The organism is Achromobacter sp. MYb9 (assembly GCF_002975275.1).
Classification (GTDB): Bacteria; Pseudomonadota; Gammaproteobacteria; order Burkholderiales; family Burkholderiaceae_B; genus Achromobacter.
The window spans coordinates 223239-247426 of record NZ_PCOQ01000002.1 but is presented as its reverse complement, the minus strand read 5'-3'; the positions used below and the strand labels follow the sequence as shown (position 1 = coordinate 247426).

Genomic DNA, 24188 nt, shown 5'->3' with positions numbered 1-24188 from the left:
AAGCGCCGCGCTTGAGCCCCGCGCTCAGTATTTATCCGACGTGCCGGTCAACGCCACGCCGATGCGCAGCAGCGTGTAGGACACCGCATCCACCCAGCGCCGCACCCATCCCCGGCGCTGGTAGTCCAATGGGCGGATGAAGCGGCCGCCCTCGCGGATGGCAGTTTCCAGGCGTTCCTGCAAATCCCATGCGAACGGTTGGTCGTCCACGACGACGTTGGCCTCGCGCGCCAGCAGCAGGCTGAACGGGTCCAGGTTGGAGGAGCCCACGGTCGCCACGTTGTCGATCACCGCCACCTTGGCATGCAGGTAGCTGGGCATGTATTCGTAGATCTCGATGCCGTCGCGCAGCAATTGGTCGTACAGCGACCGGGTCGCATGGTATTGCATGCGATATTCGACCTTGCCTTGCAGCAGCAGCCGCACTCGGACGCCGCGCGCGGCGGCCCGGGCCAGGGCACGGCGAAACTGCCGGCCGGGGAAAAAGTAGGCGTTGGCGATAAGGATGTCGCGGCGCGCCTGCGTAATGCCGTAAAGGTAAGCGCGTTCAAACGTCTGCCGGTAACGCACGTTGTCGCGCAGCACCAGCGCCGCGCGCTGCGTGCCGCAAGGGGCTACCGGCGCATGGCGCGGCTTGGTCAGCCGCATGCGGTTCCAGTCGCGCGGATGGCGCCGCAGGCGCGCCCAGTTCAGCCGCACCCATAGCAGGTCTTGGGCATAGGCCGCGTCCGTCACCACCGGGCCTTCCACCTGCACGGCAAAATCGAAGCGCGGCGCCGAAATGCCATCCGTGGGGTCCAGGTCGTCGTAGTCGTCAATGACATTGATGCCGCCGATGAACGCCACGCGCCCATCCACGACGGTGACCTTCCGGTGCAGCCGCCGCAAACGGCTGCGCGACGGGATCAGGCGAGCAAACCAGCGCGGTTCCGGCCGGAAAATGCGGCATTGCGCGCCCGCTTCCAGCAGCCGTTCGCGCACCACGACCACGTTTTCAGCGCTACCGAAGCCGTCCAGCACCACGCGTACCTTCACGCCGCGCCGCGCGGCCGCGGCCAGGCATTCCAGCACCCGTGAACCAGTGCGGTCGACCATGAAGATATAGGTTTCAAGATGCACGCTGAACTGGGCGGCATCGATGGCCTCGCACAGCGCGGGAAAGAAATCGGTGCCGTTCTGCAACAGCCGGATGCCGTTGCCGTCGGTCCATTCCAGCTTGACCTGCTCGGCGTTCACGGGAGTTCCAGCTCGGCCAGCAAAGGGGAGTGATCGGACATCCGCGCCCATTCGCGCCCGCGCAACACGCGCGCGCTGCGCACGGCAAAGCCGCGCTGGTAGATGCGATCCAGGCGGAACCACGGGAAGACGGCAGGAAACGTTCGGGGCGGCGGCAGCAAGAGGCGCGAGCTGCCTTCCATGCCCAATTGGTTGTTGCGCTCCATGACGGACAGGCCGCTGTTGGGCAAGCCCCGCAGTGCATTGCTCAAGCGCTTGACCGAGTCACGCAGGCGCGGCAATTCACCGCCATGGCTGCGCGGCGCATGGGAAAACACTTCATACAGCCCCAGCTGCTGCACGAATAGCGGGGCCAGGCGGTCATTCCAGTCGTTGAAATCACCCGCGATCAGGATGGGCTCGCCGTCCGGCACCATGTGCCGGATGCGTTCGGTCAGCGCCAGGATCTGGCGGCTGCGGCTACCGGCGAACAGGCCCAGATGCACCACGAAGCAATGCACCGCGCGGCCATCAAGCTCGATCCGCGCATGCAGCAAGCCGCGTTGCTCCAGCCGATGGTCGGAGATATCCAGGTTTTCGTGGTCAAGAATGGGAAAGCGCGACAGCAGCGCGTTGCCGTGATCGGTCGCATGGCGGATAGCGTTGCGGCCATAGGCCACATCCAGCCGCAGGGCGGCAGCTAGCGATTCGTGTTGAGCGTCAAGCAGCGATTTCTGCTCGTTGCGGCCTTGGACTTCCTGCAGGAAGACAAGGTCCGGGCGCAGGCCATACAGGCCCAGGCGAAGTTCATTCAGGGAATCGAGTCGGCCCAATGCCGAACGGCCCTTGTGAATGTTGTAGCTGACGACACGGATGAGCGACATAAAAGCGATGGCGCCTTTGAAAGCAGAGAAACCCCTAGCCAAGCCCAAAAGCAGCCCCGGCCAGCACCGCCACAAAGCGGCGTTTGCCAGATTACTCCAATTCAGCAGCCCCCAGCCGCAACAGAACACTAACGAGCAGCCACGCCGCAAAAGAAAGCATCACGCCACAAACGAACGCAACACACCGCAAGCAAGTACCGCCGCACAATCCGGGCCGCCGAGGATCCGGCTCCGCCGGTCCCGCGAGGCGCCCCCCTGGGGGGGAGGCGCCCCCGGCGCCTCGGGGGGGGATTACTTATTTTCGACGTTACGCAAGCGGATGTGCAGCTCGCGCAATTGCTTTTCGTCGACTTCGGACGGCGCTTGCGTCAGCAGATCCTGCGCGCGTTGCGTCTTCGGGAAGGCGATCACGTCGCGGATCGATTCGGCGCCGGTCATCATCGTGACGATGCGGTCCAGGCCGAAGGCGATGCCGCCATGCGGAGGCGCGCCGTACTGCAGCGCGTCCAGCAGGTAGCCGAACTTTTCGCGAGCTTCCTCGGCACCGATCTTCAGCGCGCGGAACACCTTGCTTTGCACTTCTTCGCGATGGATACGGACCGAGCCGCCGCCGATTTCCCAGCCGTTCAGCACCATGTCGTAAGCCTTGGCGAAGGCCTTGCTGGGATCGGTTTCCAGGAAGTCTTCGTGGCCGTCCTTCGGGCTGGTGAACGGGTGGTGGGCGGCGGTGTAGCGGCCGTCTTCCTCGTCGTATTCGAACATCGGGAAGTCAACCACCCACAGCGGCTGCCAACCGGCTTCGAACAAGCCGGTCTTCTTGCCGAATTCGCTGTGGCCGATCTTCACGCGCAGCGCGCCGATGGCGTCGTTGACGACCTTCTCGCGATCCGCGCCAAAGAAAATGATGTCGCCATCTTGCGCGCCGGTGCGCTTGACCAGTTCGGCCAGCGCGGCGTCGTGCAGGTTCTTGACGATGGGCGACTGCAGGCCGTCACGGCCCTTGGCCACTTCGTTGACCTTGATGTAGGCCAGGCCCTTGGCGCCGTAGATGCCGACGAACTGCGTGTAGCCGTCGATTTCGCTACGCGACATTTCAGCACCGCCCGGCACGCGCAGGGCGACCACGCGGCTGCCGGGCGCCGTGGCGGCGGCGGCAAATACCTTGAAGTCCACATCGCGCATCACGTCGGTGATGTCGGTGAATTCGAGCTTCACGCGCAGGTCCGGCTTGTCCGAACCGTAGCGGCGCATCGCTTCCGTCCACGGCATGATCGGGAACGGCTGGGCCAGGTCAACGCCCTGCACCACCTTGAACACGTGGCGGATCAGGTTTTCGAAGATTTCACGGATTTCGAATTCGTTCAGGAACGAGGTTTCGCAGTCGATCTGGGTGAATTCGGGCTGGCGGTCAGCGCGCAGGTCTTCGTCGCGGAAGCACTTGGTGATCTGGTAGTAACGGTCAAAGCCCGACACCATCAGCATCTGCTTGAACAGCTGCGGCGATTGCGGCAGTGCGAAGAAGTGGCCGGCGTTCACGCGCGAAGGCACCAGGTAGTCACGCGCGCCTTCCGGCGTGCTCTTGGCCAGCATCGGGGTTTCGATGTCGATGAAGCCCAGCTGGTCCAGGAACTTGCGCGTCTCGATCGACACGCGGTAGCGCAGCATCAGGTTGCGCTGCATCTGCGGACGGCGCAGGTCCAGCACGCGGTGCGTCAGGCGAGTCGTTTCCGACAGGTTGTCGTCATCCAGCTGGAACGGCGGGGTGACCGACGCGTTCAGGATTTCGACTTCCTTGCACAGCACTTCGATTTCACCCGAAGCCAGCTCGCTATTGGCGGTGCCGGCCGGACGCTCGCGCACCAGGCCGGTGACGCGGACGCAGAATTCATTGCGCAGGCGCTCGGCGGTGGCGAAGGCGGCGTTGTCCGGATCGAACACGATCTGGGCCAGGCCCGCGCGGTCGCGCAAGTCGATGAAGATGACCCCGCCGTGGTCGCGGCGGCGGTTCACCCAGCCGTACAGGGTGACGGTCTGGCCGAGATGGTCACGGCAAACCTGGCCGGTGTAGCAGGTACGCATGCGGGATGACTCCGTTGTGTGCTTAGTTTGAGCGTAAGGGTTACGAATCGGCGCGGGGTGCGTCTTGCACGCCATGCGCCGGAGAGAGCGGGGCCGGCCGGTCCCCGGGCGCGGACGCCTGGGCCGGGGCGACAACGCCCATGGAAACGATGTACTTCAATGCCGCGTCCACGCTCATCTGAAGGTCAATCGCGTCGGCGCGAGGCACCATCAGGAAAAAGCCGGACGTGGGGTTCGGCGTCGTCGGCACATACACGCTGATGTGATCGCCGGGCAACAGGCTGGCGACTTCACCGCTGGGCGTGCCGGTGACAAATGCAATCGTCCAGGAGCCCGCCCGCGGATACTGCACCAGCACCGCGCGGCGAAACGCCTGGCCGTTCGGGGCAAGCACGGTATCGCTGACCTGCTTGACCGAGTTGTAGATCGAGCGCACCAGCGGAATGCGGCCCAGCAGGTTCTCCCACTGGTCCACCATGGTACGGCCGATCAGGTTTGCCGCAAACACGCCCGTCATCAACACCACCACGATGACCAGGACGAAGCGGAAGCCGGGGATATCGATGCCGAACAGCGATTCGGACGACAGAAAGCCAGGCACGAACCCTTCCAGGGTGGCGACCAGCAAACCCAGCACCCACACCGTGATGACCAGGGGAACCCAGATCAACAGGCCGGTGATGAAGTACTTTTTGATGAGGCGCATCCGCATGGCGTGCGCGCTAGGCGGCGGGCGTTCCGCTAGCCGGCGCGGCAGGCGCGGCAGCGGCCGCCGGGGCAGCAGACGCAGCGGGCGCGGGAGCGGATGCGCCGCTTTCCGACGACGCGGGCGTGCTCGCCGGCGCGTTGCCGCCAGAACCGTTGCCACGGAAATCGGTGACGTACCAGCCGGAGCCCTTGAGCTGGAATCCAGCCGCAGTCACCTGCTTGGAAAACGTGCTTTGGCCGCATTCGGGGCAAACCGAAAGCGGCGCATCGGAGATCTTCTGCAGAACGTCTTTGGCATGGCCGCAGGCGCTGCACTTATAAGCGTAGATGGGCATCAAGGGCTCCCAGGCGCGGGCCCGGCAAATCAAAAGCCGTCGGCCGCCGGACGAACGGATCTGGGGCGGCGGGTGGGCAAGGCCGGAAAAAGTACGGGAAAGTCTTGAATTTTAGCGGTTTTTCATGAACCGTCGGTGTCCAGCCCGCCGGGCGGGCGGGAACGGCCTTCCCGAGGGGCCGGCCCGGGACCGGCGCCCCCCTTCCCTAGACGGGCAGCAGGAACATGACGGCCGCCACCAGGGTCGGCCCCAGGGCCGACAGGAACAGCCGGCCGGACGAAATGCTGCCGTCGGGAAAGTGGTTTTTCAAGATGGCGAAACCGGCCGGATTGGGCGCATTCGCGATCACGGTCAACCCGCCCCCCGTCACGGCGCCAGCCACCAGCATGTAGCGCCAGGCTTCGTTGGTGCCCTCCACCAGCGACCCCAGGTAGGTCAGCGCGGCGTTGTCGGTAATGGCGGTCAGCGCGGTGGCGCCCCAGAACAGCACGAACGGCTGCAATCCGCCCAGCAGATCCTGCAGCCACCATTTCTGCAGCCCGCCCAGCACCACCAGCCCGGCCAGGAAGAAGCCCACCATCAGGCCTTCCTTGATCAGCAGGCGGTTCTGGTGGCGCTTGTAGGCTTCGGAAAAGCCGATGAACATCATCAGCAGGCCCATGAAGATCGCCGGATGGTGCGCGGCCAGCACCACGGCCACCAGAAAGGCCAGGTGCACCAGGATGACGATGGCGGGCACCGGGGGACGCGAATCCGCCCCTTCCGGCGCATCCACGCCGCCGCCCGTGCCCACCGACCGCTCCATCAGCGCCTTGCGGCAGATGAAGGTCAGGAGGCCGGCGTTCATGCAGACCGCCACCGCGGCGCGCCAGCCGAAATGCTGCACCATGTAGGTCGAATCCCAGCCGAACGTGGACGCCACCATCAGCACCGGCGGCGCGGCGTACGACGTCAACACGCCGCCGATCGACACGTTCACGAACAGCACGCCCAGCGTCATGTACTTGAAGCCGGCGCGCCCGCTCGTGCGGAAGTAGGCGTCGCGCAGCAGGATGGCGGCCAGCGTCATGGCGGCCGGCTCGGTAATGAACGAGCCGCCCAGCGGCACCAGCGCCATCACGACGAAAAACGTGGCCAGTTCGCGCGGCAGCGGCAACACGCGTGCCACGATGCGCACCATCAGCCCCACCAATTCCAGGATCGGCCGGCTGGCCGCCACCACCATGATCACGAAGACGAACAGCGGCTCCGTGAAATTGCGCGTGTCCATGTAGTTGATGGCGGAAGCCGGCCCGGACAGCGCCGCCATCGCCACGATCAGCGCGAAGGCCCATACGCCGAAGACGGCTTCGACTTCCGAAAACAGGTGCCAGAAACCCGCATGCGGTCCGCCGCGATGCGCCAGCCGCGCGAAAACGGGAACCGAAAAGGTATGAAGGACCGCCACGGCGAACAAGACGGTGGCGATGACTTCAATGGGCTGGGGCATAAGAGGGACTTCCGGAATAGAGACTCACGCAACGGAGAATCACGCGATGCGAACGCGGTCCGGCGCGGCTCGCCGAACAAGGGACGCAATATAACGCAGGCGTTTTTCCGTGTAACGCAGGGTCTACACCAAGTCGCCCCGGCAAAAGCCGGGGCAGGCGGCCCGTCGCCGCGCCGCGCGCCTACGCGATCGGCGCCGGCGGTTCCGCCCCCTGTTGCGCGGCCTTCATCTCCATCAGCAGGCTGTGCAGCATCTCGGTCGACAGGCCATGCAGCACCAGGCGGTAGCCCGCGCGCAATGTCGACATGGGCACCAGCGGATGGCTGTTGTTGACCAGGATCAGGTGCTGGGGCGCGCCCAGCAGCTTGGCCGCGTAGATGCCGATGGTCTCGTCCAGTTGCAGGGAATTGGCCGCCCGCCAGAAATCGTTGTCCGTCAGCATCAGCTGGTAAAGCGGCGTGAACAGTTCGATGGCGCTTTGCAGGTCCAGGAAGTTCAGCTTGCCCTGCGGCATGTCTTCCAGCTTCAGCGGCGGATCCTTGATCATCGAGAAATCGACGGTCTCGGGCGCATGCATTTCCACACCCGCCTCCCGCAGCGCCTGGTTCAGCCGGATGACGAAGTTGAACAGGTTCAGGTCGTGCTTGACGAAGAGCTCGTCCTTCAAGTCGTCGATCTCAAGCGGTTCAAGCGGGTGGGTCGTGATCGGCACCGGCGAGTTCGCGGCGATGAAGGCAAGCGCCTGCGCGCCCAGGTGGAAGTGGCGCAGGATCAGCCAGTTGGCCTCGGGCGACACGAAGCGCTTGAGCCCCCACGCCAGGATGCGGTGCAGCAGCCGGGAATGCGACCAGCGGCGCGGCAGGAACGTCTTGATCACCTGGATCAAGATGATGAAGGCACGCGCCAGCGGCCGCAGGAACGGCAGCAGATACTGGCGGGACGCGCAGCTGGAATCCGTCAACCAGGCTTTCTTCACCTTGTCGGGCAAGGGCGTGCTGCGGTCCAGGTACAAGGCCAGCCAGGGGCTGGGGTCGGCCGGGTCGTGCGCTTTGCTCAGGAATTCGGGTTCCTTGCTCATGCCGTATCGCCCTCCATCACATGATGGAACTGCATCAGGTAGAGCGCGGCCGTGCGGCGCGCGGTGTCCACGATGCGCTGTTCGGCGCGGCCGTCCTCGTCGCAGTCCAACGCCAGCTCCACGGCCGATAGCCAACGCGCCAAATGGTGCTCGTCGTTGTGGCCGTGGTATTCCAGGAAACGGAAGGCATCGGGCGGTAGCGCCAGGCTGGCTTTCAGCAGCGGCAGCAGCGCGGGCACGATGCGCTGGCCCGTGCCCTCGATGATGTAGATCGCGCCCAGCAGGCCGATAGGGTCGCGCGTGGCGGCCAGGCTGTGCAGATAAGCGTTCAGCGCCTCGCCACCGGGGTTGCGGCGCAGCGCGTCGATGCTGTCCACCGTGCCGCCCGCGTTGCGGTAGTCCTGGAAGAGTATCTGGAAGTCGTTCTGCTCTTCGCCCGCGTGCATGTCTATCAGCGCGGCCAGCGGCGCGTACTGCCCGGACAGCGACGCTGCGCCTTCGCGCATCCACTTGCTGCCTTCGCGCACCTGCGGGATCCAGTTCTCCATCCAGTTCAGGTAGTCGGCCGTCTGGAACTGGCGATTGCGCAAACGCCGCACGACCGGTGTGCGCCAGACGCGCGATCGGTAGTCGTGCCAGATGGCCGCCAGCTCGGTCAGCAACTGGCCCAGCCCTTGCGGCGCCATGTCGGGGTCATGCGGCGGCGCGATCGCGTCGGCATCCCCGCTTTGCGCGTCTTCGCGCGCCGCCGCCGGCCCCGCGCCTGCCGGCTTGCCCGCCACGGCCAGCGGCGCGTGCACGGCTTCGGCCTCCAGCAGCATGTACGCGGCCATGAAGCGTCCCGATTCGGGGATGTAGCAGAAGATCTGCTCGCCCGGCTTCACCTCGCGCGTCTCCAGGAATTCCGCCAGCATGATCAGGATGGACGCCGCGCCGGTGTTGCCGCGCCACGCCAGGTTGCTGAACCAGCGTTCGCGCGGAATCACCAGGCCCGCTTTCTCCATCAGGTCTTCGACCACCGGAATGAATTTTTCGGACGAGTAGTGGCACAAGAAATGGTCCACCTGGTCCGGGTCCAGCCAACCGTCGCGCACCAGCTTGGCGTATTCGTGGATGCCGATATCGAACAGGTGCGGCAGCAGGCGGATGTCCTGGCGCAACGACAGCGCGCCATCGGCCTCGGCCTCGTTCCACGAGGGATAGTCCAGGTGGCCCTTTTGCCGGTCGGCAGACAGACCCAGCTGCATGCACACCGGATAATCGCCCGAGAATGAACGCTGGTGCACCCACTTCAGCTTCAGCCGCACGCCGCTGGACGCGCCAGGCAGCGCGCGGCCGGTATTGCCCAGCAGCAGCGCGCCCGCGCCGTCCGACAACATCCAGCGCAGGAAGTGCGCATCGAAGTCGGCGTCGTAGCCGCGCGCCGCGAAGCGCGAACGCTTGAACAGCCGCGACGGCAGTTCGCTGGCCACGGCCAGGGCGCTGGCGTGCCCGCCCATCTCCACGCCCTGCGCGGCCGCCTGGATCGCCGATACGCCAGCGGCGCAAATGCCATGCACCGACAGCGTCTCCATCGGTTGCGCGGCCAGTTCGCCCTGGATCATGTTCGCAAAGCCCGGCATCAGCGCGTCACCGCCCGACGAACCGCTGGTCAAGAGAGACACGGCGGACAGGTCGCTGTCGTTGCGCCGCAGGCAATCGCGGATGGCGTTGGCGGCCAGTTGCGCGTTGGTGAACACGGTCGCGCCTTCGGGATCGATGGCGTAGTAGCGATGCTTGATGCCGTTCTCGGCCAGGATGCGGCTCTTGATGCGGCTGGACATCCGGTTCAGCGGCGCGATGTAGCCGTCCATGGCGTCGTTGGACACGGGCTCGCCCGGCATGAAGTAGCCGGCGCTCTCCAGGTAGACACGATTGAACGCGATAGGCATGTGGCGGGTCTCTAGTGGGAATGTGAATGCGGCGTTAGCGGATGTGCTCGGGCGCCATGCAGGAACGGCTGCGAAACCGCGGCAAGAAGGTGCCCAGCACGAAGACGCGGAACATGTAGGGCGCAAGCCCCCCCTCGTTCAGCGCCGGATCGACGTGCTGGCGATAGTGCTCGCGATGCAGCTGGGTCAGGTCGGACCAGTGCGCGCGCGGATGCTCGTGATGCGCGGTATGCAGGCCGATATTGAACAGCAGCGGGTTGACCAGCCCTTCGAAATTGCGCGCGTAATTCAGCCCGGCGACGACGCGCGGCCCGCCGTCGGCATGCGCGTGCTGAAGATAGTTCGTGGCCAGAAGCCAGTGCAGCCCATGCAGCTGCGGCACGATCACGAATACCAGCGCCTTGACCGGATTCACGGCCAACAGGCCGCCCCATAAACCCAGCCACACCCCGTACTGCGCCATGCAGTAGCGCCATGCGCCCGGCCAATGGCGGCGCAGGCGCGCCAGCCACGCGAAGAACAGCGGATACAGCACCCAGCCGGCCTGCAATGGGTGAATCAGATATCCCCACAGGTGGTTCGTGTCGCCGCCGAACCGGTAGGTGCGCGCCACATCGCGCGCGCCATGCTTGAAGCGATGGTGGTTGGCCACATGCGCCGGGTAGAACACGAAGGTGGGATGCCCCTGCAGCAGCGTGATCCAGAAATCGGTGGCGCGGTTGGTCCAGCGCCCACGCCACATCCTGATATGCGTGTGGTTGTGGTGGATGACGCCGATGCCCAGCGTCAGGAACAGCATCAGCACATACAGCGGCCACCAGAATCCATGCACCCATTGCCAGGCGGCCAACGCGGGCAGCGCGGCCAGATAGGCCAGGCTTTGCCAGTCGCGCCAGTTGCGCAGCGACGGCAGCCGGCGTCTTGGACTACGCCCGTCCGCCAAGTGATTCTCTACGCTGGAACGCATCAAGCTGAACCGCGGCCGCCTCGGCCTTCAGCCGGGTACGGAACAGGCGGTCCATGAACGTGAACTGGAAACCGTAATTACCGTTGTAGCAGGCATGGTGCAGGTGATGCCGGCGGCTGGCGGCGAACCAGTGGGCGTAGGACACCTTGGGGAAGAAGTCGTAATTGGCGTGCCCGATGCAATTGAAGAACAGGCTGAACAGCGGCACGGACGCCAACGCCCAGAAGCTGAAGTCATGCAGCAGCATGGGCAGCAAGATCACGTTGCCCAGCATCAGGGCTTCGATGGGGTGGAAACTATAGGTGGAGAACGGCGTCGTCACCACCGAGCGGTGGTGCGGCAGATGGAAGCGTCGCAGCGGCTTGGTGTGCAGCAGCCGATGGTTGACCCAGAAATGCACGTCGTTCCAGGCCACCAGCACCAGGACTTCGACCACGACCTTCTGCCAGCTCGGGTCCGGGTCCAGATGCGCCCAGCCCAGTTGCAACAGCCCCCACGGAAAGATCATGCCCGTGCCGAACAGCAGAATGGACAGCCCCGACTGGGCGAATTCGCGCCGCAGCTGGCCCGGCGCCAACGGCCGCGGGTCCAGCGCCCGTCCCATGCCCAACGCCGGCAACACGTGCTGGGTCAGCAGCCAGGTCGCCGCGCCGAAGACCAGATAGATGCCGCTGAAAAACAGCAGCCCCGCCAGCATTACCTGCCAGCCGGACAAGGCTTCAAAAGCTTGGGCCATAAACGTTTGGTTTCACCCTGAGAATGGCCGCATCATAAGCAATCCGTCAGCTTCCCGGTAAGGCATTTATTACAAAATGAATCCGGGCACCACAAAGCTGGCGGACGGGGCGTGGGGAACGGTCTAACTTCCGGCTACTGGCAGGGATACTGGCGGTTCAAGCCTGCAACGGCCGCATCCATGCGCACCGCCAGCGCCGCACTCGCCGCCGGCATCGGCAGGCGCAATTCCTCGCTCAGCAGCCCCTGGCGCCCCAGTTGCGCCTTCAACGGCCCCGGGTTGGGCTCCTCGAACGCCAGCTGGATCACGGGCACAAGGGCCTGGAACAGCCGGCGAGCCAGGTCCAGCTGTTGCGCGCGCACGGCCTGGTACATGGCCACGAACAGATCAGGCCGGATATGCGCCGCCGCCGCGATCATGCCCGTGCCACCCAGGCAAAGGGTCGACAGCGATTGCAGGTCTTCACCCGCCAGCACGTTCATCTGGCCATCGGCGATCAGCGCCAGCGTCTTCGCAAGCGAGCCGCCGCAGTCCTTGATGGCGGCGATGTTCGGGTGCGCCGCCAACGACAGCAGGGTCTCCGTGTCCAGCGTCGTGCCCGTCCGGTAGGGAATGTCGTAGAGCACCAGGGGAAAGCGCGACGCATCGGCCAGACAACGGAAGTACGCCGCGGCGCCTTCCTGCCCGGCCCGCACGTAATACGGCGCGGGCGCCAGGATGCCCGCTAGCGGCCGGGTGCCGAACGCCGACAGGCGCTGCAGCACGTGGCCCTGATGGTTGCCGGCCAGGCCCATGACGACAGGCAGGCGGCCGGCCTCGGTCAGCACGGCGTCCAGCACGGCCAATTGCTCGGCGTCGTCCAGCGACGCGGCTTCCCCGGTGCTGCCGCACACGACCAGCCCGTCCACGCCCGCCGCGGCGTAATGGCGGACCAGCCGGCGCAAGGCGCCCCCGTCCACGGCGCCCCCGGAAAACGGCGTCACCAGCGGCACCCAGACGCCCTGGAAAAGAGAAGATTGAGATGGCATGAGAACACTCCTTCGATGTAAGCAGACCGTGAGGTTGGCCGTACAGAAGTGCTCGGGATATCAGGGGGTGCGCAGAGGCGCCAAAGCGCCGCCAGGAGGCCGCTGTTCCGTCGCCCATCTGACGGAACAGCATGCTCCGGTCAGATGAGCGGCTGTTTTTTGGATTTCAGGCCGACGGCAGCCAGCACCACGCCCAGGGCGCGGAGACAGGAAGCAGATTGGCAGGCCTGATGAATCATGAATATTTGGAACGCGCGATAAGCGACGGATGCAGAAATCTACCGGGCGCCTGCCAGCGTGTCAACGGCGGCAAACGCAACGTTCGAATGCGTGCCGCGCCGTTCAGCCCAGACTGGCCAGAAACACGGCGCACAACGCTTCCATGCCCTGGCGGTCGTCTTCGTCGAAACGGTCCGGCACGGGGCTATCCACGTCCCACACGCCGATCAGCGTGCCCTGATGCACCAGCGGCACGACGATCTCGGAGCGGGATGCGGCGTCGCAGGCGATATGGCCGGGAAACGCATGGACATCCGGCACCAGCTGCGTCTGGCGTTGGCTGGCCGCCGCGCCACATACGCCGCGGTTCAGCGGAATCCGCACGCAAGCCGGCTTGCCCTGGAAAGGTCCCAGCACAAGCTCGGTGCCATCGAAGAAATAGAAGCCCGCCCAATTCAGGTCGGGCAAGGCCTGGTAGGCCAACGCGCTCAGGTTGGCGGCGTTGGCGATGCGGTCGGGTTCGCCTTCCAGCAGGGCGCGGGCCTGGCCCGCCAATTCGGCGTACAGGGCGGATTTGGAGTCGGCAACGATCGGGGCGGCTTCGAACATGGCGTCAAATGTAACTGTACAGGCGGTTATCGATGCAGGTGATTTTAGGGGTTCCGCGCGTTAAAGGGGCCGGGCTGCTACCGTATGGGACAATAGTTTTTTGTCGCAGTCCCCTTCACAAGCCTCTCCCTTTACCCTTCTTCTTCAAGAAGCAATCCATGGACAAGCCTTTCGAACCTGCGTTTTCCTTCTCGGAACGCGCTCAGCAACTTACCAGCTCCGCCATCCGCGAAATCCTCAAGGTCACCGAGCGCCCCGAAGTCATTTCGTTCGCTGGCGGCCTGCCGGCGCCCGGTGGCTTCCCGGTAGAAGTGGTACGTGCTGCATTCGACAAGGTACTGGCCACCAACGGCCGCGCGGCCCTGCAATACGGCCCCACCGAAGGCTACGCGCCGCTGCGCCAATGGGTTGCCGACGACCTGAACCGCGCCGGCGCCAATGTCGCCGCCGACCAGATCCTGATCGTCTCGGGTTCGCAGCAAGCGCTGGACCTGCTGGGCAAGGTGTTGATCGACAAGGACAGCAAGGTCCTGGTCGAAGACCCCAGCTATCTGGGCGCGCTGCAATCGTTCAGCCTGTATCAGCCCAAGTTCGTGCCGGTGCCCACCGACGAAGGCGGCCTGGTCCCGGAAGCCATCACCCCTGAACTGGCCGACGGCGCGCGCTTCCTGTACGCGCTGCCCAACTTCCAGAACCCCACGGGCCGCACGCTGAACCTGGAACGCCGCATCGCGCTGGTCAAGCGCGCCGCCGAACTGAACCTGACCATCATCGAAGACGACCCCTACGGCGAACTGCGCTACGCTGGCGAGCCGCAGCCGGGCCTGGTGGCACTGGCCGCCGAATACGGCGCCAACGTCGTGCGCCTGGGCACGTTCTCGAAGGTGCTGGCCCCAGGCCTGCGCCTGGGCTATATCGCCGGCGCCCGTCCGCTGATCAACAAGCTGGTGCAGGCCAAGCAAGCCACCGACCTGCACACGCCCACGCTGACGCAGATGGCCGTGTATGAAATCGTCAAGGATGGCTTCCTGGACGAGCACCTTCCCAACGTGCGCGAAATCTATCGCGCCCAGGGCAGCTGCATGCTGGACGCCATCAAGCGCGAATTCCCGTCCACCGTCACCTGGACCCAGCCGGAAGGCGGCATGTTCATCTGGCTGACGTTGCCTGAACACATGGACAGCACCAAGCTGCTGGAAAAGGCTATCGCGCAAAACGTGGCCTTCGTGCCCGGCGCGCCGTTCTACAGCGGCGCGGGCAAGCCGAACACGCTGCGCCTGAGCTTCGCCACCGTGCCGGAAGACAAGATCCGCACCGGCATCGCCATCCTGGGCAAACTGCTAAAAGAGGAGTAAGCCCCCCCCGAAGCGCCTGCGGCGCCTCCCCCCAGGGGGCGCCTCGACGGACCGGCAGAGCCGGATCCGTGCGGCCCCGCTTGGGCTGCAATGGCGGCCTATGAGGGAGGTGCCTCGTAGGGGCGCCTGGCACGACGGAATATCCGGGCGGCCGGACTGAATGTCCGGCCGTTGTTTTATGCTGTCGGCTTTCCCGACCATTTTCCGACCGTGACAGTGAGCGCCCCGCAACAACCTCCCGTCGACCTCAGCGACATCGTCTTCACCGACTGGGTCGAACGCTGGCTGCCTAAATCGTGGCGGCCCTACGCCCGCCTGTGCCGCCTGGACCGGCCCATCGGCACCTGGCTGACCCTGCTGCCGGCCATCGCCGCGCTGGTCCAATCCGCCGGCGGCCTTCCCGGCTTGCAACGGCTGATCGTCTTCTCGCTGGGCGCCCTGCTGATGCGCGGCATTGGCTGCACCGTCAACGACATGTGCGACCGCAACTTCGACAAGCACGTCGAACGCACGCGCTTCCGCCCGCTGACCAGTGGGCAGTTGTCGATGAAGAACGCCGTGTGGTTCTTGGTTGGCCAGTTGCTGGTGTGCGGCTCCCTGCTGTTCTTCCTGAACGAAATGAGTCGCTGGCTGGCCTTGGCCGTGCTGCCCTTCGTCTTCATCTACCCGCTGTGCAAGCGCGTCACGTACTGGCCGCAAGTGGTGCTCGGCATCTGCTTCAACTGGGGCATGCTGATGGCCTGGTCCGACACGCAGAACGTCGTGCCGCTGGCCGCCATCGCCATGTGGCTGGGCGCGGTGCTCTGGCAGGTGGGTTACGACAGCATCTACGCCTATGTCGACGTGCGCGATGACCGCAGCCTGGGGCTGCACTCCACCGCCATGCGCTTTGGCGACCAGGGCAAGCTGTGGATCGGCGGCTTCTACGCGGCCACCGTGGTGCTGTGGGCCTGGGGGGGACACGCCATGGGCCTGTCGTGGGCGTATCAGGCCGGCATCGCCGCCGTTGCGGTGCATCTGGCGTGGCAATTGAAGGTATTCGACATCCAGCGCCCTGACCGCAATTTCATGCTGTTCCGCGCCAACTTGTGGCTGGGCGCCCTGCTGGTGGCCGCTGCGCTGGCCGGCACGCTTATCCGCTGACCGCGCACACCGGCGGCGGCAGCGATTGACCCGGCGCATTGCCGACGACGCGCGATCGCGCGATCATGGTGTCCCCGCCACGCTTACGGAGACAACGCATGTCTGCTTTGATCAAATCCCTGACCGCCGCCGCCGCCGCATGCGCCCTGTTCGGTGTATTGCCGGCGCAAGCGGCCACCGACTGCTCGGCGCAACGCGGCTGCGCGGCCAAGTTCTGCGAGATTGAAAACGACATCTCGGCCGCCCAGGCGCAGAACAACACCCGTCGCGAAGCCGGCCTGCGCAAGGCGCTGGCTGAAGCCAAAGCCCATTGCACCGACAGCCGCCTGCAATCGCAGCGCGAAGCCGACGTGCGCGAAAAGCAGTCCAAGGTGTCCGAACGCGAGCAGGACCTGAAAGAAGCGCGCGCCAAGGGCAAGCAGGACAAAATCGACAAGGCCCAGCGCAAACTGGAAGAAGCCCAGTCCGAATACAACGCCGCCCTGGTCGAATTGAACCGCTAAGCCAGAACCGGCAACCCTATTCCCCCCAACGCAGCCCCGGGCCCGTCCCCGGGGCTGCGTTTTTTATGCCTGCCGGCTGCCCTCCGGACCACCATCTATTGCGTCATCAAATGGAAATATCGCCACCTATGGTGTCATTTGGAAGAATCAAAATCGATTAGTACAGATTTTGGAAAGATGTTTTCAGGTAATAAGGGTTTATCCCAGGGTTGTTTAAGCCCAGAATGCATCTCATCGGGACACAGCAAGCGAACCCCCAGCAATGAGGCCAGAGGTTCGGATCCCAAGCTCACAAGACACCGGAGGTCTGCTATGAAAACCCTTGCTACCGCATTGATGCTGTCCATGTCCGTCCTGGCTGCCGGCGCTCAAGCCGCTGAAGCCGACCAAGGCCCGACGCGCGCCCAGGTTCAAGCCGAACTGCAACAAGCCAAGGTTTCGGGCCAATACACGTTCGGTGAAGAAGGCTACCCCGCCGCCATCGCCCAGACGTCCAGCCTGACCTCGCAACAAGTGCAAGCTGAACTGGCCCAGGCCAAGACCGCCGGCGAAGTCACCTTCGGCAATCTGGACTACCCGCCCACCGCCGCCGCTGAAACCGCCACGTCGCTGACCCGCGCTCAAGTGCAATCGCAACTGGCCCAAGCCAAGGCAGAAGGCCTGGTCACCTTCGGCAACATGGACTACCCGCCCATGGGCAGCTGATCGCCCGGCCTGAAAAGGCCCTGTGATCGCACATCGAAAGCCCTTCGGCCACAAGCCGAGGGGCTTTGTTTTTGCCATTTCGACGTAGTTTTAAGTCATAACGACGTTAAATTAAGCCGTTACGACACTTTCGGATCTACAAATCGACAGCACTCCCGCATAGGATGAGGCCAACCCATCCCCCTCTACGCAGGAGTTGCACCATGTCCACCCCCAACCGTCCCATCGTTCTGCTGGGCGCCGGAAAAATCGGTTTCGCCATCGCGTTGATGCTCGAGCGCAGCGGCGACTATTCCGTAATGGTTGCCGATCAGGATCCCGCCCGCCTGGCCCTGCTGGCCGAACTGGGTTGCGAGACGCGCCAGATCAGCGACGATGCCTCGGTGGCGCGCTGCATCGAAGGCGCCTATGCGGTCGTCAACGCGCTGCCGTTCCATCGTGCCACCGCCGTGGCCGGTTTGTGCGCGCGGGCAGGCGTGCATTACTTCGACCTGACTGAAGACGTCGCCAGCACCCACGCCATTCAGGCGCTGGCTGAAAACGCACGCAGCGTGCTGATGCCGCAATGCGGCCTGGCTCCCGGCTTTATCGGCATCGTCGGCAACGCGCTGGCGCGTCGCTTCGATACCTTGCTGGATTTGCGCATGCGCGTCGGCGCCCTGCCCCGCTATCCCTCCAACAGCCTGCGTTACAACCTCACGTGGAGCACCGAAGGGCTGATCAACGAATACTGCAATCCGTGCGAGGCCATCGTGGACGGGCAAATGACCAGCGTGCCCGCGCTGGAGGGCTATGAGACGTTCGCGCTGGACGGCGTGGAATACGAAGCCTTCAACACCTCCGGCGGCCTGGGCACCCTGCCCGCCACGCTGCTGGGGCGCGCACGCAACGTGGACTACAAGTCGGTGCGCTATCCCGGCCACTGCAACATCATGAAGCTGCTGCTCAATGATCTGCGCCTGCGCGACCGCCGCGATCTGCTGAAAGACATTTTCGAATCGGCGATTCCCACCACTGAACAGGACGTGATCGTGATCCAGGCCTCGGCATCCGGCTATCGCCATGGCCGCCTGGAAGAAGAGTCGTATCCGATCCGCGTGTTCGGCACGGATGTGGACGGGCACCGCCTGAGCGCCATCCAGCTGTCCACGGCGGCGGGCATCTGCGCCGCGCTGGATCTGGTGGCGCAAGGGGCGCTGCCGCAGCAGGGCTTCGTGGGCCAGGAGACGATCGACCTGGACACGCTGCTGAACAACCGCTTCGGCCGCATCTACGCGGGCAAGCCGCTGGCATTGGCCGGCTGCGCCACCGCCGACCGCTAAGCGCCGGCGCATTCGCCGCCGCGCGACGCTACGTCCAGCCTTCCAGACGCAGCGTCGCGCGAACCAGGCGCTGTTCTTCCTGTTCGATCTCGGCCAGGCTTTGACGCACGCTGTCCACATGGTCGGCGGCGGCCTTGCGCGCCAGTTCGGGTTGCCGGCCCGTCACGGCGTTGAACAAGCGGGTGTGCTGCCGGTCAATCTGGCGCTTCTCGGGTTCGCGGTGGTAAAGATTGTTCACGCACGCGAATACGGACCCCAACAGCAGGTCGGTCAGCGATTGCAGCGTATGCACCAGCACGGGATTGTGCGAGGCCTCGCAGATGGCCAGGTGAAACGCGTGATCCAGATGGGCATGCGTGGCGGTATCGGTGGCGGTGCCTTGCGCGCCGACCATCTCGTCATAGCGGCGGCGGATCATGATGAAGTCGGCCTCCGTGCCGCGGATGGCCGCCAGCCGGGCCGATTCGGCCTCCAGCAAAGAACGCACTTCCAGCAGGTCGTAGAGCGTGCGCGGCTGCGAGTTGAACAAGTGCATCAGCGGCCCGGCATCCACTTTCGAAATTTGCGCGACGAACGACCCCTTGCCCTGCGCGGTATGGATGATCTCCCGCGCCCGCAACAGTTTGAGCCCTTCGCGCAGCGCCGTGCGCGACACGCCGAGCTTTTCCGTCAAGCGCCGCTCGGACGGCAAAGCCTGGCCCGCCTTGAGCACGCCGTCCAGGATCAGGCGTTCGATCCGTTCGGCCACCTCGTCCGCCACCTGGCGGGGTTTCTCTTCTATTTCCGCGTACATGCAATCTCCGGGACCAGTGGTATGACCAAGGCTTATTGACGATTTGAGCCGCGCGATCGCATCACTGTAAGTTGCTGATATAAAACCATAAAAATAATAGGTTTGTCTGGAGAGGGAAAAATAAACTGGTATGACCAGCTGGTTTTGATATAGACATTACGGCAGGTGCGAACGATGATGTCAGGACAGATTCGCCCGGCGCCCCGCGTCGGCCAGCCCTTCTTATCGCTAGAGATCCGCATGACTCAACGCATCCAGCATCACGGCCTGCAAGTGGCGGCCAATCTCAATCAGTTCATCGAACAGGAGGCCCTGCCCGGCACCGGCCTGGATGCCGACGGCTTCTGGCAGGGCTTTGCGGCCCTGGTGCACGACCTGGCCCCCAAGAACCGCGCGCTGCTGGCTGAACGCGACCGCCTGCAAGCCGAACTCGACGCCTGGCATCGCGCCAATCCCGGGCCCATCACCGACCCCGCCGCCTACCGCAAGTTCCTCGAAGGCATTGGCTATCTGCTGCCGCAGCCCGCCAGCGTGCAAGCCACGACCGACAACGTCGACACCGAGATCTCGCAACAGGCCGGCCCGCAATTGGTCGTGCCGATGTCGAATCCGCGCTATGCGCTGAACGCCGCCAATGCGCGTTGGGGCAGCCTGTATGACGCGCTCTACGGCACCGACGCCATTCCGCCCACGCCGGGCGATACCGGCAAGGGTTACAACCCCGAACGCGGCGCCGCCGTCATCGCGCGTGCCCGCGCCTTCCTGGACACCGCCGCCCCGTTGGCCCAGGGGTCGCATGCCGACGCCCGCGGCTACACGGTCGAAGGCGGCCAGTTGCGCGTGGCGCTGGCCAACGGCGCCACCGGCCTGAAGTTCGGCTCGCAGTTCGCCGGCTACCAGGGCGACGCGTCCGCCCCCGTCGCCATCCTGCTGAAGAACAACGGGTTGCACTTCGAAATCCAGATCGATCGCGCCAACGCCATCGGCGCCACCGACGCCGCTGGCGTCAAGGACGTGCTGGTCGAAGCGGCGTTGACCACCATCATGGACTGCGAAGACTCGGTCGCCGCCGTCGATGCGGACGACAAAGTCCACATCTACCGCAATTGGCTGGGACTGATGAAGGGCGACCTGACCGAAGCCGTCACCAAAGGCGGCAAGACGTTCACCCGCAAGCTCAACGCCGACCGCGAATACACGCGCCCCGACGGGTCGTCGCTGACCCTGCAGGGCCGTTCGCTGATGTTCGTGCGCAACGTGGGCCATCTGATGACCAACCCGGCCATTCTGGACCGCGACGGCCTTGAAATCCCCGAAGGCATCCTGGACGCCGTGGTCACCAGCCTGGCCGCGCTGCAAGACCGCAGCGCCAAGCTGAATTCGCGTACCGGCTCCGTCTACATCGTGAAGCCCAAGATGCACGGCCCCGTTGAAGCCGCGTTCGCCAGCGAACTCTTCGACCGCGTCGAAGACCTCATCAAGGTGCCGCGCAACACCTTGAAGATGGGCATCATGGACGAAGAACGCCGTACCAGCATCAACCTGAAGGCGTGCATCGGCGCCGCCGCATCGCGCGTGGCCTTCATCAACACGGGCTTCTTGGACCGCACCGGCGACGAAATGCACTCCAGCATGGAAGCCGGCCCGATGCTGCGCAAGGGCGACATGAAGTCCACCGCCTGGATTACCGCCTACGAGCGCAACAACGTGCTGGTCGGCCTGGATACGGGCCTGCGCGGCCGCGCCCAGATCGGCAAGGGCATGTGGGCCATGCCCGACCTGATGGCCGCCATGCTGGAACAAAAAATCGCGCACCCCAAGGCCGGCGCCAACACCGCCTGGGTGCCGTCGCCCACCGCCGCCACGCTGCACGCGCTGCACTACCACCAGATCGACGTGCAGGCCGTCCAGAAAGAACTTGAACGCACCAAGCTGGACGACGTGCGCGACGATCTGCTGGGCGGGCTGCTGACCGTGCCGGTCGGCGACCCCTCCAAGTGGTCCGCCGCCGACATCCAACAGGAACTGGAGAACAACGTCCAGGGCATCCTGGGCTATGTGGTGCGCTGGGTCGACCAGGGCGTGGGCTGCTCGAAGGTGCCGGACATCCACAACGTGGGCCTGATGGAAGACCGCGCCACGCTGCGCATTTCCAGCCAGCACATCGCCAATTGGCTGCGTCACGGCGTGACCAACCAGGACCAGGTCATGGAGACGTTCAAGCGCATGGCGAAGGTGGTTGATGGCCAGAATGCCGGCGATGCGGCTTATCAGCCCATGGCCGGCCACTTCGAGACGTCGCTGGCGTTCCAGGCGGCGTGCGCGCTGGTGTTCGAAGGGCTGGCGCAGCCCAACGGCTACACCGAGCCGCTACTGCACAAGTACCGCCTGCAATTCAAGAACGCCGCCTGATCACACTGCCCGCTGCGTGATCCAACCGGACCGCCCTGTGGCGGTCCTTTTTATTGGACACCGGCGACTTGGCCGTCACCTTCTGCCCTCATACCGGCCGGCCCTCAACAAATAAAACCGAATTTTTCGCACAGTCGTGCTAAATTTGCCCGCATGACTGCCAAAACCGAAAAAAGCGAGCTGACCTTCGCGGCCATTGTGGACGCAGCCGTGGACATGGCCGCCGCCCAAGGCATCGAAAGCCTGTCGCTTGGCCAGGTCGCCCGGCATCTGGGCATCAGCAAAAGCGGGGTGTTCTCGCGCGTGGGGTCGCTGGAGGCCCTGCAGCAGGCGGTACTGGACGAATACGACCGCCGCTTCGTAGCCGCCGTCTTCACACCTGCCATGGCCTATCCCCGGGGCCTGCCCCGCATGAACGCGCTGGTCTCGCTGTGGGTGGAACGCGCCAGCAATGTCGAAATGCTGACCGGCTGCATCTACGTGGCCGGGGCCTTCGAATACGACGACGTGGAGTCGCCACTGCGCACGGTGCTGGAAAGCAATTTGCGGCGCTGGCGCGCGGCCATGGTGCGCACGGTGACGCAGGCGTTGGACGCGGGCCATTTGCGGCCGGACACCGACCCGGAACAACTGGTCTTTGAAATCTACAGTTTGATGATCGGCCTGATGCACGACGCGCGTTTCCTGCGCGATCCGAAAGCGCCCACCCGCGTGCGCGCCGCCTATGACCGGCTGATTTCAACCTACCGCAGTTTCACTTACCTGGAATAACCCCCTTTCCGCGCCGGCTCGTGCCGGCGTTTCTTTTCACCATTTTCGCACGGACGTGCGAATATCTTGGCAAGGAGCCCACCATGTGGATTCTGATCGCAGTCATCGCCGCCGGCCTGGTGGCGCAGCTATGGCGACAATGGCGCGCGTTGCTTCGGCAATTGCCCGACTGCGCCGAACATCTGGTGCTGTTCTAGTGGATACCGCGCATCCCGGTCTATATTCCGGGATATCCCTACCGAATCCCGTCATGCCGCGTTCAATCCATCTCTTGATCATTGATCCGCAGAATGATTTCTGCGATTTGCCCGAGGCCTACCTGCCCACGGATCCACTGACCGGGGACACCATGCGACCCGCATTGCCGGTGGCCGGCGCACACGCCGACATGCAACGGCTGGCGCGTTTCATCGATGCCACCGCGCCCGCGCTGACGTCCATCACCGTGACGCTGGACTCGCACCATCGGCTGGACATCGCCCACCCCACGTTCTGGCGCACCGGCGACGGCGAGCCTGTCGCGCCTTTCACGCCGATTACCGCCGCGCAATTGCACGCAGGCGATTTCCAGCCCCGGCATGCCGACGACCTGCCGCGCACCCGCTTGTATCTGGAAGAACTGGAAGCGCGCGGCCGCTACACCCTGATGGTGTGGCCCGTGCATTGCGAAATCGGCACCTGGGGCCACAACGTGCACGCCGACGTGCGCGCGGCCTACAGCCGGTGGGAAGACGCCGGCCAGTTCATCGTGCGCAAAGTGCCCAAGGGCGCCAACCCCTGGACCGAGCACTACAGCGCACTGATGGCCGAAGTGCCGGATCCCGACGACCCGCGTAGCCAGCTCAACCGCAGCCTGGTCGACTCGCTGGATCGCGCCGAACTCATCCTGATCGCCGGCGAAGCGGGCAGCCATTGCGTGAAAGCCACGACGGAGCACTTGGCCGAACACCTGCCCGGCGGCAACCTGTCGCGCGTGGTGCTGTTGACCGACTGCATGAGCCCCGTCGCCGGATTCGCCGATGCGCAATCCGTCTTTCTGCAGCGCATGCGCGACCTGGGCGTGCAGGAACGCACCAGCGTGGACATGGCGCGCGCCTTGCAAGCCTGAGTCCGCACGGCGCGGACGCCAAACGCGACAACGGCCGCCTGCTTACGCATGGCGGCCGTGTATTGAGCGGCGCGGAATCGCTTTTGCTATGTGGCCGATGCGGCCTTTCCGGTCTTGTCGCATTCCACGTACAACGCGCTGATGGCCTCGCACAAAGCGGGCGGCTGCTGAAACAGGCGCGCCACCAGCAGGCAGCCCTGCACCGTGGCGAACACCGCCCGGCCGGCCGCGTCGGCGGTGCCCGAAAATTTCAATGTGCCCTGCGCCGCGCCTTCGGCCAGCACCCGGGCCAGCCATGCCTCATGCGCACGGAAGAACCCCTGCAATGCGCCGCGCACGCGTTCGGACAAACTCATGACGTCGGCGGCCAGCATGCCGCCCAGGCAAAGTTCACCGGCGCCGCAGGCGCGCGATTCCATCATGGAAAGATATTGTTCCAGCTGCGCTTGTGCGGGCTGCGTGGTATCGATGGCGCGCACGGCGCCCAGCGCGCGAGTGCTGTAGGCCTCGACCGCTTCGTAGAGCAAGTCGTCCTTGCCTGGAAAGTAATAGTGGATGCTGGACGTCTTCACGCCCACATGCTCCGCCAGGTCGCGGTAGCTGAAACCATTGCATCCGCGCGTGCGGATCAGCTTCTCGGCGTGCGCCAGCAGCAGGTCTCGGGTGGTGTTGGGGGTCGGAGTGTCCATAGCTGAATATTACCTACTAATAGGTCGGTTCGTCATCGGGGGCCGCCCTAAGCGCGGTCCAAAACGCCCGTGCGGACCCCGGCCGGGAAACATCCCGCCCCCCGGGGTC

The 24188-nt window shown here is 64.7% G+C and carries 22 protein-coding genes; 8 read left to right on the top strand and 14 right to left on the bottom strand.

From position 1 onward, the window contains the following. Positions 1-24: 24 nt before the first annotated feature. From clsB to CQ050_RS05350, 12 genes are all read right to left on the bottom strand, one after another. Positions 25-1236, bottom strand: a complete 1212-nt coding sequence (gene clsB, locus CQ050_RS05405; protein WP_105555780.1) for a cardiolipin synthase ClsB — start codon at positions 1234-1236, stop codon at positions 25-27. Next, the gene (locus CQ050_RS05400; RefSeq protein ID WP_105555779.1) at positions 1233-2099 is read right to left on the bottom strand and encodes an endonuclease/exonuclease/phosphatase family protein; all 867 of its coding nucleotides are present in this window, start codon (positions 2097-2099) and stop codon (positions 1233-1235) included. Before CQ050_RS05400 ends, clsB begins: the two co-directional genes overlap by 4 nt. A 291-nt stretch (positions 2100-2390) precedes the next feature. Beyond that, the gene (gene aspS, locus CQ050_RS05395; protein ID WP_105555778.1) at positions 2391-4178 is read right to left on the bottom strand and encodes an aspartate--tRNA ligase; all 1788 of its coding nucleotides are present in this window, start codon (positions 4176-4178) and stop codon (positions 2391-2393) included. Between the two features lie 40 nt (positions 4179-4218). Further along, positions 4219-4884, bottom strand: coding sequence for a DUF502 domain-containing protein (locus tag CQ050_RS05390; RefSeq protein WP_369868252.1), 666 nt, complete (start codon positions 4882-4884; stop codon positions 4219-4221). Between the two features lie 16 nt (positions 4885-4900). Continuing rightward, entirely contained in the window at positions 4901-5221 is a 321-nt protein-coding gene (locus CQ050_RS05385) for an FmdB family zinc ribbon protein (protein WP_105555776.1), read from the bottom strand. Between the two features lie 205 nt (positions 5222-5426). After that, positions 5427-6710 (bottom strand): putative Na+/H+ antiporter, encoded by a 1284-nt coding sequence (locus CQ050_RS05380; RefSeq protein ID WP_105555775.1) that lies wholly within the window; start codon positions 6708-6710, stop codon positions 5427-5429. A gap of 181 nt (positions 6711-6891) precedes the next feature. After that, complete coding sequence (locus CQ050_RS05375; protein WP_105555774.1) at positions 6892-7788, bottom strand: hypothetical protein; 897 nt, start codon at positions 7786-7788, stop codon at positions 6892-6894. Then, positions 7785-9719, bottom strand: a complete 1935-nt coding sequence (locus CQ050_RS05370; RefSeq protein ID WP_105555773.1) for a StlD/DarB family beta-ketosynthase — start codon at positions 9717-9719, stop codon at positions 7785-7787. Before CQ050_RS05370 ends, CQ050_RS05375 begins: the two co-directional genes overlap by 4 nt. A 34-nt stretch (positions 9720-9753) precedes the next feature. Continuing rightward, the gene (locus CQ050_RS05365; RefSeq protein ID WP_233213795.1) at positions 9754-10686 is read right to left on the bottom strand and encodes a fatty acid desaturase; all 933 of its coding nucleotides are present in this window, start codon (positions 10684-10686) and stop codon (positions 9754-9756) included. Then, on the bottom strand, positions 10646-11422 hold the full coding sequence (locus CQ050_RS05360; RefSeq protein ID WP_105555771.1) for a sterol desaturase family protein: 777 nt from the start codon (positions 11420-11422) through the stop codon (positions 10646-10648). Before CQ050_RS05360 ends, CQ050_RS05365 begins: the two co-directional genes overlap by 41 nt. Before the next feature lie 134 nt (positions 11423-11556). Further along, entirely contained in the window at positions 11557-12450 is an 894-nt protein-coding gene (dapA, locus tag CQ050_RS05355) for a 4-hydroxy-tetrahydrodipicolinate synthase (protein WP_105555770.1), read from the bottom strand. A gap of 342 nt (positions 12451-12792) precedes the next feature. After that, the gene (locus CQ050_RS05350; protein WP_105555769.1) at positions 12793-13278 is read right to left on the bottom strand and encodes a GAF domain-containing protein; all 486 of its coding nucleotides are present in this window, start codon (positions 13276-13278) and stop codon (positions 12793-12795) included. Positions 13279-13436: 158 nt separating this feature from the next. Between CQ050_RS05350 and CQ050_RS05345 the strand changes: the two genes are divergently transcribed. From CQ050_RS05345 to CQ050_RS05325, 5 genes are all read left to right on the top strand, one after another. Next, positions 13437-14633, top strand: coding sequence for a PLP-dependent aminotransferase family protein (locus CQ050_RS05345; RefSeq protein ID WP_105555768.1), 1197 nt, complete (start codon positions 13437-13439; stop codon positions 14631-14633). A gap of 216 nt (positions 14634-14849) precedes the next feature. Continuing rightward, positions 14850-15776 (top strand): 4-hydroxybenzoate octaprenyltransferase, encoded by a 927-nt coding sequence (ubiA, locus tag CQ050_RS05340; RefSeq protein WP_105555974.1) that lies wholly within the window; start codon positions 14850-14852, stop codon positions 15774-15776. 98 nt (positions 15777-15874) lie between these two features. Beyond that, entirely contained in the window at positions 15875-16279 is a 405-nt protein-coding gene (locus CQ050_RS05335) for a DUF1090 domain-containing protein (protein WP_105555767.1), read from the top strand. Positions 16280-16591: 312 nt separating this feature from the next. After that, positions 16592-16984 (top strand): DUF4148 domain-containing protein, encoded by a 393-nt coding sequence (locus CQ050_RS05330; protein ID WP_105555766.1) that lies wholly within the window; start codon positions 16592-16594, stop codon positions 16982-16984. A gap of 203 nt (positions 16985-17187) precedes the next feature. After that, positions 17188-18306: a saccharopine dehydrogenase family protein gene (locus CQ050_RS05325; protein ID WP_105555765.1), complete on the top strand. Its 1119-nt coding sequence runs from the start codon at positions 17188-17190 to the stop codon at positions 18304-18306. 28 nt (positions 18307-18334) lie between these two features. Here CQ050_RS05325 and glcC read toward each other — a convergent pair whose 3' ends face one another. After that, entirely contained in the window at positions 18335-19099 is a 765-nt protein-coding gene (gene glcC / locus CQ050_RS05320) for a transcriptional regulator GlcC (RefSeq protein WP_105555764.1), read from the bottom strand. A gap of 240 nt (positions 19100-19339) precedes the next feature. Between glcC and CQ050_RS05315 the strand changes: the two genes are divergently transcribed. From CQ050_RS05315 to CQ050_RS05305, 3 genes are all read left to right on the top strand, one after another. Further along, on the top strand, positions 19340-21511 hold the full coding sequence (locus tag CQ050_RS05315) for a malate synthase G (protein WP_105555763.1): 2172 nt from the start codon (positions 19340-19342) through the stop codon (positions 21509-21511). A 153-nt stretch (positions 21512-21664) separates the two neighbouring features. Further along, the gene (locus CQ050_RS05310) at positions 21665-22282 is read left to right on the top strand and encodes a TetR/AcrR family transcriptional regulator (protein WP_105555762.1); all 618 of its coding nucleotides are present in this window, start codon (positions 21665-21667) and stop codon (positions 22280-22282) included. A gap of 250 nt (positions 22283-22532) precedes the next feature. Further along, the gene (locus tag CQ050_RS05305; RefSeq protein WP_105555761.1) at positions 22533-23390 is read left to right on the top strand and encodes a cysteine hydrolase; all 858 of its coding nucleotides are present in this window, start codon (positions 22533-22535) and stop codon (positions 23388-23390) included. An 86-nt stretch (positions 23391-23476) separates the two neighbouring features. Here CQ050_RS05305 and CQ050_RS05300 read toward each other — a convergent pair whose 3' ends face one another. After that, positions 23477-24079: a TetR/AcrR family transcriptional regulator gene (locus CQ050_RS05300; protein ID WP_105555760.1), complete on the bottom strand. Its 603-nt coding sequence runs from the start codon at positions 24077-24079 to the stop codon at positions 23477-23479. Positions 24080-24188: the final 109 nt, after the last annotated feature.

Coding starts and splice junctions, on each gene's coding strand:
- CQ050_RS05400 (WP_105555779.1), bottom strand. CDS start 2,099: ATGTCGCTCATCCGTGTCGTCAGCTACAACATTCACAAGGGCCGTTCG.
- aspS (WP_105555778.1), bottom strand. CDS start 4,178: ATGCGTACCTGCTACACCGGCCAGGTTTGCCGTGACCATCTCGGCCAG.
- CQ050_RS05390 (WP_369868252.1), bottom strand. CDS start 4,884: ATGCGCCTCATCAAAAAGTACTTCATCACCGGCCTGTTGATCTGGGTT.
- CQ050_RS05385 (WP_105555776.1), bottom strand. CDS start 5,221: ATGCCCATCTACGCTTATAAGTGCAGCGCCTGCGGCCATGCCAAAGAC.
- CQ050_RS05380 (WP_105555775.1), bottom strand. CDS start 6,710: ATGCCCCAGCCCATTGAAGTCATCGCCACCGTCTTGTTCGCCGTGGCG.
- CQ050_RS05375 (WP_105555774.1), bottom strand. CDS start 7,788: ATGAGCAAGGAACCCGAATTCCTGAGCAAAGCGCACGACCCGGCCGAC.
- CQ050_RS05370 (WP_105555773.1), bottom strand. CDS start 9,719: ATGCCTATCGCGTTCAATCGTGTCTACCTGGAGAGCGCCGGCTACTTC.
- CQ050_RS05365 (WP_233213795.1), bottom strand. CDS start 10,686: ATGCGTTCCAGCGTAGAGAATCACTTGGCGGACGGGCGTAGTCCAAGA.
- CQ050_RS05360 (WP_105555771.1), bottom strand. CDS start 11,422: ATGGCCCAAGCTTTTGAAGCCTTGTCCGGCTGGCAGGTAATGCTGGCG.
- dapA (WP_105555770.1), bottom strand. CDS start 12,450: ATGCCATCTCAATCTTCTCTTTTCCAGGGCGTCTGGGTGCCGCTGGTG.
- CQ050_RS05350 (WP_105555769.1), bottom strand. CDS start 13,278: ATGTTCGAAGCCGCCCCGATCGTTGCCGACTCCAAATCCGCCCTGTAC.
- CQ050_RS05345 (WP_105555768.1), top strand. CDS start 13,437: ATGGACAAGCCTTTCGAACCTGCGTTTTCCTTCTCGGAACGCGCTCAG.
- CQ050_RS05335 (WP_105555767.1), top strand. CDS start 15,875: ATGTCTGCTTTGATCAAATCCCTGACCGCCGCCGCCGCCGCATGCGCC.
- CQ050_RS05330 (WP_105555766.1), top strand. CDS start 16,592: ATGAAAACCCTTGCTACCGCATTGATGCTGTCCATGTCCGTCCTGGCT.
- CQ050_RS05325 (WP_105555765.1), top strand. CDS start 17,188: ATGTCCACCCCCAACCGTCCCATCGTTCTGCTGGGCGCCGGAAAAATC.
- glcC (WP_105555764.1), bottom strand. CDS start 19,099: ATGTACGCGGAAATAGAAGAGAAACCCCGCCAGGTGGCGGACGAGGTG.
- CQ050_RS05315 (WP_105555763.1), top strand. CDS start 19,340: ATGACTCAACGCATCCAGCATCACGGCCTGCAAGTGGCGGCCAATCTC.
- CQ050_RS05310 (WP_105555762.1), top strand. CDS start 21,665: ATGACTGCCAAAACCGAAAAAAGCGAGCTGACCTTCGCGGCCATTGTG.
- CQ050_RS05305 (WP_105555761.1), top strand. CDS start 22,533: ATGCCGCGTTCAATCCATCTCTTGATCATTGATCCGCAGAATGATTTC.
- CQ050_RS05300 (WP_105555760.1), bottom strand. CDS start 24,079: ATGGACACTCCGACCCCCAACACCACCCGAGACCTGCTGCTGGCGCAC.